11 protein-coding genes are annotated in these 10,017 nt (G+C 63.9%); 7 read left to right on the forward strand and 4 right to left on the reverse strand.

The window, feature by feature from the left end:
* The first annotated feature begins 95 nt into the window (after window positions 1-95).
* Window positions 96-470, forward strand: a complete 375-nt coding sequence (gene apaG, locus AC3FKG_RS27085) for a Co2+/Mg2+ efflux protein ApaG (RefSeq protein WP_483709472.1) — start codon at window positions 96-98, stop codon at window positions 468-470.
* A 24-nt stretch (window positions 471-494) separates the two neighbouring features.
* On the opposite strand, the gene AC3FKG_RS27090 is transcribed toward apaG, so the two are convergent.
* Complete coding sequence (locus tag AC3FKG_RS27090) at window positions 495-707, reverse strand: hypothetical protein (protein WP_488744616.1); 213 nt, start codon at window positions 705-707, stop codon at window positions 495-497.
* Window positions 708-882: 175 nt separating this feature from the next.
* Between AC3FKG_RS27090 and mltA the strand changes: the two genes are divergently transcribed.
* Window positions 883-1,971: a murein transglycosylase A gene (gene mltA, locus AC3FKG_RS27095; protein WP_483711547.1), complete on the forward strand. Its 1,089-nt coding sequence runs from the start codon at window positions 883-885 to the stop codon at window positions 1,969-1,971.
* Between the two features lie 18 nt (window positions 1,972-1,989).
* On the opposite strand, the gene paaK is transcribed toward mltA, so the two are convergent.
* From paaK to paaG, 3 genes are read right to left on the reverse strand one after another with little or no spacing between them, the layout of a single operon-like run.
* Window positions 1,990-3,294, reverse strand: coding sequence for a phenylacetate--CoA ligase PaaK (gene paaK, locus AC3FKG_RS27100; RefSeq protein WP_488744617.1), 1,305 nt, complete (start codon window positions 3,292-3,294; stop codon window positions 1,990-1,992).
* 60 nt (window positions 3,295-3,354) lie between these two features.
* Entirely contained in the window at window positions 3,355-3,798 is a 444-nt protein-coding gene (gene paaI / locus AC3FKG_RS27105) for a hydroxyphenylacetyl-CoA thioesterase PaaI (RefSeq protein WP_483709469.1), read from the reverse strand.
* 48 nt (window positions 3,799-3,846) lie between these two features.
* Window positions 3,847-4,671 (reverse strand): 2-(1,2-epoxy-1,2-dihydrophenyl)acetyl-CoA isomerase PaaG, encoded by an 825-nt coding sequence (gene paaG, locus AC3FKG_RS27110; RefSeq protein WP_488744618.1) that lies wholly within the window; start codon window positions 4,669-4,671, stop codon window positions 3,847-3,849.
* A 269-nt stretch (window positions 4,672-4,940) separates the two neighbouring features.
* Between paaG and AC3FKG_RS27115 the strand changes: the two genes are divergently transcribed.
* The 5 genes from AC3FKG_RS27115 to AC3FKG_RS27135 all read left to right on the forward strand — a co-directional run bounded on the left by AC3FKG_RS27115 (window position 4,941) and on the right by AC3FKG_RS27135 (window position 9,519).
* Window positions 4,941-5,738, forward strand: a complete 798-nt coding sequence (locus AC3FKG_RS27115; protein WP_488744619.1) for an amino acid ABC transporter substrate-binding protein — start codon at window positions 4,941-4,943, stop codon at window positions 5,736-5,738.
* Window positions 5,739-5,859: 121 nt separating this feature from the next.
* Window positions 5,860-6,513, forward strand: coding sequence for an amino acid ABC transporter permease (locus AC3FKG_RS27120; RefSeq protein WP_483709466.1), 654 nt, complete (start codon window positions 5,860-5,862; stop codon window positions 6,511-6,513).
* 37 nt (window positions 6,514-6,550) lie between these two features.
* Window positions 6,551-7,303: an amino acid ABC transporter ATP-binding protein gene (locus AC3FKG_RS27125; RefSeq protein ID WP_488744623.1), complete on the forward strand. Its 753-nt coding sequence runs from the start codon at window positions 6,551-6,553 to the stop codon at window positions 7,301-7,303.
* Between the two features lie 327 nt (window positions 7,304-7,630).
* Window positions 7,631-8,800 (forward strand): glycosyltransferase family 9 protein, encoded by a 1,170-nt coding sequence (locus AC3FKG_RS27130; RefSeq protein ID WP_488744620.1) that lies wholly within the window; start codon window positions 7,631-7,633, stop codon window positions 8,798-8,800.
* Window positions 8,743-9,519, forward strand: coding sequence for an enoyl-CoA hydratase (locus AC3FKG_RS27135; RefSeq protein ID WP_488744621.1), 777 nt, complete (start codon window positions 8,743-8,745; stop codon window positions 9,517-9,519). Before AC3FKG_RS27130 ends, AC3FKG_RS27135 begins: the two co-directional genes overlap by 58 nt.
* Window positions 9,520-10,017: the final 498 nt, after the last annotated feature.

Consider the following 10,017-nt stretch of genomic DNA (forward strand, 5'->3'; position numbering starts at 1 on the left):
TGTCGGCGCTACGAGGCCGAGCCTGGCTTCGCACTTGCCGCTACCGGAGCCTTGCCGCACAATGCGCCTACCCTTGAGCCGGATTCCGCAGACAAATGAGCGAGTACGCTTTTTCCGTGGCGGTACGTACCCAGTACCTGCCTGACCAGTCCGACGCCGAACGCGGGCGCCATGCCTTCGCCTACACCATCACGATCCACAATACCGGCGAAGTCGCCGCGCAGCTGATCTCGCGCCACTGGATCATTACCGACAGCGACAATGCCTCGCAGGAAGTCGCGGGCCTGGGCGTGGTCGGCCACCAGCCGCTGCTCAAGCCGGGCGAGCATTTCGAGTACACCAGCTGGGCCACCATCTCGACGCCGGTGGGCTCGATGAAGGGCGAGTATTTCTGCGTGGCCGAGGACGGCCACCGCTTCGAGGTGCCGATTCCCGAATTCGCGCTGGTGCTGCCGCGCATGCTGCACTGAACCGCAGCGGCCCGCGCCGGGAACCTACTGGCGCGGCTGGCTGTCCTGATCCTGCGCCGGCTTTCGGTTCTGGTCCTGGCCCTGGCGCGACGGGTGGTCGGCGGGGGCACGGGATGGGCGCGGGTTCTTCTTCGCCGTGCCCATGGTCCAGACCACGATGAAGATCAGCAGCAACAGCGCCACGCCGGCTTCAGCCGCGAACAACAGCATCGGGTGGGCTTCAAGGTACTCGGACATGATCGGGACGGCGGGGACCTTTACGGGCGCCGCAACGGTGACGATTGACGCCGGGCATTGTAGGGCATCGGCCCCGATGCATGCGCGGCGGCGCTGGACATTACGAACTGACAAGATGGCAATTCCGCATTTCTATTCCGCGTACCCGCGACCGAAGGACAGGCCCCAAGCCAGCATGCCGCGGCGCGGCTGGGCCGCTCTGGCCGCTGGCGCCGCGCTGCTGGCCGGCTGCATGAGCGGGCCGCCGCCGCGCATCGAGACCGGCGGCACGCCCGGCACGACGGCCCCGACCCCGGGCACGCAGAAGGGCCGATTGCAGGCCGCGAACTGGAACGAAATCAACGGCTGGAGCCAGGATGACATGCGCGCCGCGTGGCCGGCGCTGCAAGCCAGCTGCCAGGCGCTGAAGAAGCGCGCCGAATGGGGCCGCGCCTGCGCCGCGGGCCTGATGGTCGACGCCGGCGATCTCGTCGCCATGCGCGCCTACTTCGAAACCAATTTCCAGCCGTTCCGCGTCATCAACGGCGACGGCTCCGACAGCGGCCTGATCACCGGCTACTACGAACCCATCCTGCACGGTTCGCGCACGCGCCAGGGCCAGTTCCAGATTCCGCTGTACCGCAAGCCGGCGCAGATGGCCGGCCGGCCGCTGCCCGCGCGGGCCGAGCTGCTGCAGAACCCGTCCATGCGCGGCAACGAACTGGTGTGGGTGGACGACGCAGTGGAGGCCGCTTTCCTGCAGATCCAGGGTTCTGGCCGTATCCGGCTGCCCAACGGCACCCTGATGCGCGTGGGCTTTGGCGGCACCAACGACCAGCCGTTCCGCTCGTTCGGCAAATGGCTGCTCGACCGCGGCGAGATCACGCCGGCGCAGGCGACCATGCAAGGCATCAAGGCGTGGGCGCGTGCCAATCCGTCGCGCGTCGAAGAGATGCTCAACGTGAATCCGCGTTTCGTGTTCTTCCGCGAACTGCCGCCGACCAATGACGGTCCGGTCGGCGCGCTGGGCGTGCCGCTGACGGCGGAGCGCTCGATCGCGGTCGATCCGGCCACCATCCCGCTGGGCGTTCCGGTGTTCCTGTCGACCACGCGTCCGCTGTCGACCGAACCGATCGAGCGGCTGATGTTCGCGCAGGATACCGGCAGCGCCATCAAGGGCGGCGTGCGCGCGGATTTCTTCTGGGGTGCCGGCGATGCGGCGGGCGAGACCGCCGGCCGCATGAAGCAGGGCGGCAGGATGTGGGTGCTGATGCCGCGCAGCTGACGCCCGCGGCCGCAGTGCCTAGCGCGGGCGCTGGTCGACGATTCGCCTTGCCTTGCCGACCGAGCGCTCGATGCCGCCGGCAGGCAGCACCTCGATGCCGGCGCTTACGCCGATATACGCCTTGATATCGTGGGCCAGTGCCTCGCGCGCGGCCTGCGCCGTCGCCGGTTCGTTGCCATGGGCGCACTCCACGCGCACCGTCAGCGTGTCCATCGGACCCTCTCGCGTCAGCACACACTGGTAGTGCGGCGCCAGTTCGGGGCGCTTCAGAATCAGCTCCTCGATCTGCGACGGGAACACGTTCACGCCGCGTACGATCATCATGTCGTCGGTGCGGCCGGTTACCTTTTCCATGCGTCGGAACGCCACTCGCGCCGTGCCCGGCAGCAGCCGGGTCAGGTCGCGGGTGCGGTAGCGGACCACCGGCATCGCTTCCTTCGTCAGCGAGGTGAATACCAGTTCACCGAACTCACCATCGGGCAGCACCGCGCCGGTATCCGGGTCGATGATCTCGGGGTAGAAGTGGTCTTCCCAGATGGTCGGGCCGTCCTTGGTCTCGGCACATTCATTGGCAACGCCCGGGCCCATCACCTCGGACAGGCCGTAGATGTCCACCGCCGAAATGTTCATGCGCTTTTCGATCGCTAGCCGCATTTCCGGCGTCCACGGCTCGGCGCCGAAGATCCCTACGCGCAGCGAGGTCGTGGCCGGGTCGATGCCCTGGCGCTCGAATTCGTCGGCGATCGCCAGCATGTAGCTGGGCGTGACCATGATGATCTCAGGCTTGAAATCCAGGATCAGCTGCACCTGCCGCTCGGTCTGCCCGCCACCGAACGGGATTGCCGTGAGGCCGGCCTTTTCCACGCCGTAGTGCGCTCCGAGGCCGCCGGTGAACAAGCCATAGCCGTAGCTGATGTGGACCTTGTCGCCGCGCCGGGCGCCGGCCGCGCGGATCGATCGCGCCATCACGGTGGCCCAGGTATCGATGTCCTTGAGCGTATAGCCGACCACCGTCGGCTTGCCCGTGGTGCCCGACGAGGCATGCACGCGCGCCACGCGGTCCTGCGGCACGGCGAACATGCCGAACGGGTAATTGTCGCGCAGGTCCTGCTTGCTCGTGAACGGGAAGCGCGCCAGGTCCGCCAGCGTCTGGACCTGGTCCGGATGCACGCCGGCCTCGTCGAACTTGCGGCGGTAGACCGGTGAATGCTCGTAGGCATGATGCAGCGACCACTTCAGGCGTTCGAGCTGCAGCGCCTGCAGTTCGGCGCGGCTGGCGGTCTCGATGGGCTCGAGCGGAAGATCGGTCAGGCGCGTACTCATCTCGTCTCCTGCAAGGGGGGCGTTCTTGTCGATGACATTGTCTGCATGCCCGGCCAGGCTTCAGGCGACGCTGTCCGGCGGTACCACGTGTCCCTTGATCTGCGCCGACTTGCCACGGAACATCGCCACGGCTTCGCCGGCCGCATTGGTCACGCGGATATCGTAGATGCCGTGCCGACCGGACAGGGTCTGCTCCGCGGCCTCGGCCGTCAGCACATCGCCGCCGTGCACGGGCTTCAGGAACTCGATGCTGCAACCCGCTGCCACCGTGTTGATATTGTGGCTATTGCACGCGAAAGCGAAGCTGGAGTCAGCCAGTGTAAACATCAGGCCGCCGTGGCAGATGCCGTGCCCATTGAGGAATTCCGGACGCACCGGCATGGTCAGGCGGGCGTAGCCGGGCCGTACTTCCTGCACCACGATGCCCAGCCAGCGGCTGCAGGTATCGGCTTCGTACATGGCGGCGGCGGCCGCCTCGGCAAGTGCCTGCGGATTCTTGGTCAAGCGGATCTCCTGTCTCTCGGTGGGCCGGCGCCGGATGGCGCCTGCCGGTCAGCGGCCGGTGAACCTGGGTGCGCGCTTTTCCAGGAAGGCATTGACGCCTTCCGCATAATCGGCGGATTGCCCCAGCTCGCGCTGCAGGTCCCGCTCCAGATCGAGCTGCGTATCCAGCGTCGAGGTGCCGCTGGCATACATGGCACGCTTGATTGCCGCGAGCGCGCGCGTGGGCTGGGCCGCGAGATGCGTGGCGAGCGCCAGCGCCTGCTCTTGCAGCAGGGGATCGTCCATGATGTCCCAGACCAGGCCCCATCGCTCGGCCTCTTCGGCCGTGAGCTTGTCGCCGGTCATGGCCAGGCCCATGGCGCGTGCCATGCCGATCCGCTTGGGCAGCAGCCAGGTGCCGCCGGAATCGGGCACCAGCCCGATCTTGACGAAGGCCTGGATGAAACTGGCCGAGCGCGCCGCCAGCACTATGTCGCAGGCCAGCGCCAGGTTAGCGCCGGCGCCCGCGGCGGTGCCGTTCACGGCGGCGACCACCGGCAGGGGCAGGGCCTGCAAGCGGCGCACGAGCGGATTGAAATAGCTGTCGATCAGTGTGCCCAGGTCTGTCATCTTGCCCGGCGTGAAATCCAGGTCGGCAAGATCCTGACCAGCGCAGAAGCCGCGGCCGGCGCCGGTCAGCAGCAGCGCGCGGGCGCCGCCTGCCTCCACGTGGTCGAGCGCCTGCTGGAACGCTCCGTGCATCTCGCGGGTGAAGCTGTTCAGCTTGTCGGGGCGGTTCAGGGTGATGACGGCCACATTGCCTTGCCATGCCAGCAAGACCGGGCCGGAGTCCAGGCTGGCCGGCTGGCCAGCGGGCGCGGACATCGGGGGCATTGTTGTCTCCTGCCTTTATATTGTTGCCATGCGGTTTTTAATTAACCGACCGGACGGTCGGTGAATGTTAGCACCAAAAATCTGAGTCGGGTTGTCTTGCCCCAGTGCCTTATCGGTCGCGGCGCGACAGGCTTTGCGCGATTGCCGGCGCCCCTCGCAATGCTGGCGGAGGGTGTCGCTCTATAATCCCGCTGCAAACAATAACCTGAAACCCGTCGGTCTCCTTACCCGGACGCCGGTGTGCCTGTCTATTCGCATTGGATACCTCCATGAAGAAGTTCGCTGCACTACTCCTGATTTCGACCGTCGCGCTGCTTGGCGCGTGCGGCAAGAAGGAATCGGCCCCCGCCGCCAATACGGAGCCGGCACCGGCTGCGGCCACCAGGATCATCGTCGGCCTCGACGACAACTTCCCGCCGATGGGCTTTCGCGACAGCAACAACGAACTCGTCGGCTTCGATATCGACATGGCGAAGGAGGCGAGCCACCGCCTCGGCATGACGGTTAAATTCAAGCCGATCGACTGGAGCGCGAAGGAAGCAGAGCTCAATGGCAAGCGCGTGGACGTCCTATGGAACGGCCTGACCATCACGGAAGAGCGCAAGCAGAACATCAGCTTTACCGCTCCCTACATGACGAACCACCAGATCATCATTGTCGGGATCAAGTCGCCGGTGAAGACCAAGGCCGACCTGGCCGGCCGCATCGTCGGCGCGCAGGACGGCAGCAGCGCGGTGGATGCCATCAAGAAGGAAGCCGCGGTCGCGGCCAGCCTGAAGGAACTCAAGACCTTCGGCGATAACGTGACGGCCTTGATGGACCTGTCGACCGGCCGCCTCGACGCCATCGTGGTGGACGAAGTGGTGGGCCGCTACCTCATCAGCAAGCGCGCCGGCGAATACCGCGTGCTGGACGAGAACTTCGGCACCGAAGACTACGGCGTTGGCGTGCGCAAGGACGACGCGGAGCTGCTTGGCAAGCTCGACAAGACCCTCGGTTCGATGAAGGAAGACGGCACGGCCGCCCGCATCGCCACGAAGTGGTTCGGCGCCGACATCACCAAGTAATCCCGACCTTTCGCGACGTCCTGCGCTGCGTTGGCGCGGCGTCGCGCCTTATCGCGGTCCGGGGGCGGCTCGGTATTCACGGCCCGCCGCCCCGACCCGAACCCATTCCATCCGCGCAAGCATGGATTACGTCTTATCCCTTCTGTCGCCTTTGGCGCAGGGTGCGAAAGTCACCCTCACACTGTTCTTCATCACGCTGGCTCTTTCTGTACCGCTGGGCCTCGCGCTGGCGCTGGCCCGCATCTCGAAATGGCCGCTGCTGAGTGGCCTCGTCAACGGCTATATCTGGCTGATGCGCGGCACGCCGCTGATGCTGCAGATGCTGTTCATCTATTTCGCGCTGCCGTTCGTGCCGGTCGTTGGCGTGCGCCTGCCAGACTTTCCCTCTGCCGTGGTGGCATTCGCGTTGAACTACGCGGCCTATTTCGCGGAGATCTTCCGCGCCGGGATCAAATCGGTCGACCGCGGCCAGTATGAAGCCAGCAAGGCGCTGGGCATGACCTACTTCCAGACCATGCGGCGCGTCGTGCTGCCGCAGATGGTCAGCCGCGTCCTGCCGCCGGTCAGCAACGAGACCATCACGCTGATCAAGGACACGTCGCTGATCTATGTCCTGGCGCTCAACGATATCCTGCGCACCGCGCGCGGCATCGTGCAGCGCGATTTCACCACCACGCCTTTCCTGGTCGCCGCGCTCTTCTATCTGGTGATGACGCTGATCCTGACCTGGCTCTTCCAGCACCTCGAGAAACGCTATGCCAAACATGATGACTGATCGCGCCGAAACCGATTCCAGCCGCGCACCTGGTGTCATGGTCGCGGCCCGGGACATCGTCAAGGCGTTCGGGCCGCTGCGGGTTCTGCACGGAGTCTCCCTGACTTTGCGCAAGGGTGACGTCACTGCGGTGATCGGCCCCTCCGGCTCGGGCAAGAGCACCTTGCTGCGCTGCCTCAACCATCTCGAGGTGATCGACAGCGGCAATATTGAAATCGAAGGCGGGGCGCTGGCGGCCACGGGGTCCGACGGCGCCGCCAAATACGTGCCGGATGCGGAAATTCGCCGCATCTGCCGCAAGATGGGCATGGTGTTCCAGTCCTTCAACCTGTTCCCGCACATGACGGTGCTGCAGAACATCATCGAAGCACCGATGACCGTCAAGGGTTTGTCGCGCGATGCCGCGATTCCCAAGGCGGAGGAACTGCTGCGCAAGGTTGGCCTCCTGGCCAAGCGGGACAACTATCCGGCGCGGCTATCTGGCGGACAGAAGCAGCGCGTGGCCATCGCGCGGGCACTGGCGATGGAACCCGACATCATGCTGTTCGACGAGCCGACGTCGGCGCTCGATCCGGAGTTGACCGGAGAAGTCCTTCGTACCATGCGACAGCTCGCGGACGAGCATATGACCATGCTGGTCGTCACGCACGAGATGGGCTTCGCACGCGAAGTCGCCAATCATGTGGTGTTTATGGACGAGGGCAGGATCCTCGAGGAAGGGCCGCCCGAGCAGGTATTCGGCGCGCCGAGCCACGCCCGCACACGGGAATTCCTGGCTCACATGCTCTGATCCGGTGGTGGGCATCGCATGAGAGAACTTCATGCGATACGCCCTCATCGTTTGCCCCTTCAGGAGGACGCAATGTCTTCCTATCCGCCTTCGTCGCCTATGGTTGAAGGCTGGCGGCCGGCCGCCCGTTAACAGCGATGTATCTTGTAAGTTACATTGTCTTTCCGTCGAGTGATCAAAAAATCACTGTTGGAATAAATCATTTGCAGGCAACCAAAGTATATTTCGCCTGTCTTTATATCCGAACAAAGTTGAAAGACTCGGCGCCCCCGGGTCGGCGAGCTGCCGGATATATCGGCCAACAAGATTGCGGAAGCTGGGGAGTCAATGTTGCAAAAAACGAAATTGGCTGACGGGAAATCTAGGCGGCGGGCACTGGTTCTTTGCATTGGCGGCCTGGGTGATGTCGTGTGGGCCAGCGCATCCATCGACGCCTTGAGGGAAACCTATGGCAACGATCTGGAGATCGACCTGCTGCTGAAGCACCGGTCTGGCGATCTGTTCGAGCACGACCCCCGCATTTCGCGCGTCCTCATACTGCGCGGTGGTCCCAAGCTTCCGTTGTTGGTGAATCCGCACAAGTGGCTGATCCTTTCGCGGGCGCTGCTTCGTTATCCGTATCACCTGATATTGGACCTGACCATCAACCGGACGGACTTCTTCCCCAGCCTGGGCTGGTGCTTCCCGGTTGCCCGCAAGGTCAAGGTCTATAAGGTGCGCCATGAAGTGGATCCGCCAGACACCCACAGGACCAAGGTGGTCCAGCGCCTGCTGGCCTATTGCACCCCAGACCATATCGCCGGTCGTGCCATGCCTTCGCTGCGAAGGCCGGACATTGATATCCGCGCACGCTTTGGCCTGGAAACGCCTTGTATCTGCCTGCATACCGGGAACAGTTCGTTCTATCACAAGCGGGCCAATACGCGCCTGTGGCCGGTGGAGCGATGGATCGGCTTGCTGGACGGCTGGTCGCGATTCTTTCCCGACCATCGGCCCGTGCTGATTGGAACGCCGGCGGAAGCGGAGCATGTCGCACAGATCGCGGCGAAGTTTCCCGATGTCTTGAATCTCTGTGGGAAAACTTCGTTGCCCGAAATGATGGCGTTGATCGCTGACTCGGCTTTGTTGATCGGCACGGATACGGGGCCCACACACGTCGCGGCGGCATTCCGCACGCCGGTCATCGCAATCTTCGGGCCGACGCTGTCGCACGTGACGGGCCCGGCCGGGGACGGCGAGTGCATGCGTATCGTCAAGCCATTGACGGGCACGCGGATCGAGGACGTCCGGGTGGACCAGGTCGTCAGCGCCGCGCACGAGCTCATTTCGAGCCGGGAGGATCTCAGCTCCGCGGCGCAATCGGCTGCAACACAATCGGGTAACGTGGCAGACTTGCTGCCGGATCAACATCTGGTTCTTTTGCAGACAAAGGAGAAGACATGTCGTACGAAAACATCCTGGTGGAAACGCGCGGCCGGGTTGGACTGGTCACGCTGAACCGCCCCAAAGCCCTGAACGCGCTCAATGACGCGCTGATGGACGAACTGGGCGCCGCGCTGACGGCTTTCGACAAGGATGAAGGCATCGGCGCCATCGTTATTACCGGCAGCGAGAAGGCTTTCGCCGCCGGCGCCGATATCGGCATGATGTCCAAGTATTCGTTCATGGATGTGTACAAGGGCGACTACATCACCCGTAACTGGGAAACCATCCGCACCATCCGCAAGCCGGTCATTGCTGCCGTAGCGGGCTATGCGCTCGGTGGCGGTTCCGAGCTCGCCATGATGTGCGACATCATCATCGCTGCCGAAAACGCGCGCTTTGGCCAGCCGGAAGTCAAGCTCGGTACCATGCCGGGTGCGGGCGGCACGCAGCGCATGCCGCGCGCGGTGTCCAAGGCCAAGGCCATGGACCTGTGCCTGACCGCCCGCATGATGGATGCCGCTGAGGCCGAACGCGCTGGCCTGGTGTCGCGCGTGGTGCCGGCCGACAAGCTCATGGACGAGGCCCTGTCGGCGGCGGAAGCCATCGCCGGCTTCTCGTTGCCGGTGGTCATGATGATCAAGGAGTCGATCAACGCGGCCTACGAAACCACGCTGGCGGAAGGCGTGCGCTTCGAGCGCCGGCTGTTCCATTCGACGTTTGCCAGCGAAGACCAGAAGGAAGGGATGGCGGCTTTCGTCGAGAAACGCAGCCCGGCTTTCAAGCATCGCTGATAAGTTGATAGGCGAATACCCGATGGTTTTCATTGGGTATTCAGTTTCGCGATCTCAGGGAAAACCCGATATTTCCTTATTGATCAATGGTTTGGGTCTGAAGGTGGGGGCGGGTTGCGGTGCGCTCGTGACAAAGGTGGTTGCAAGCTCCGGAAATCCCCCCTAATATTCGCCCCCTCGCAACACAACGCGGCGCTGCAAAGCAGACGTAGCAAGGGTTGCGGGGTTGATCGGGTGGTTCGGCGGCGCGAAGTTGGCGCGACGAACGGAGCAAAAAAGATTGCTGACCTGGTTGACGAAACGAAGAAAGTGCTACATAATCTCGTTTCTCTGCTGCAAACAACGCAGCGCGCTGAGCGGCAAAGCCGGCGGCGAAGCTCTTTAACAACCAAACAACCGATAAGTGTGGGCGCTGGGTAGCGGACGCACGAAGTTTTCGGACTTCGGAGCTTCACAAGTTATACAGTGCTCGCACAGCAAAACGTGACTGGATTTTCG

Source organism: Cupriavidus sp. 22TCCZM04-2 (assembly GCF_057798895.1).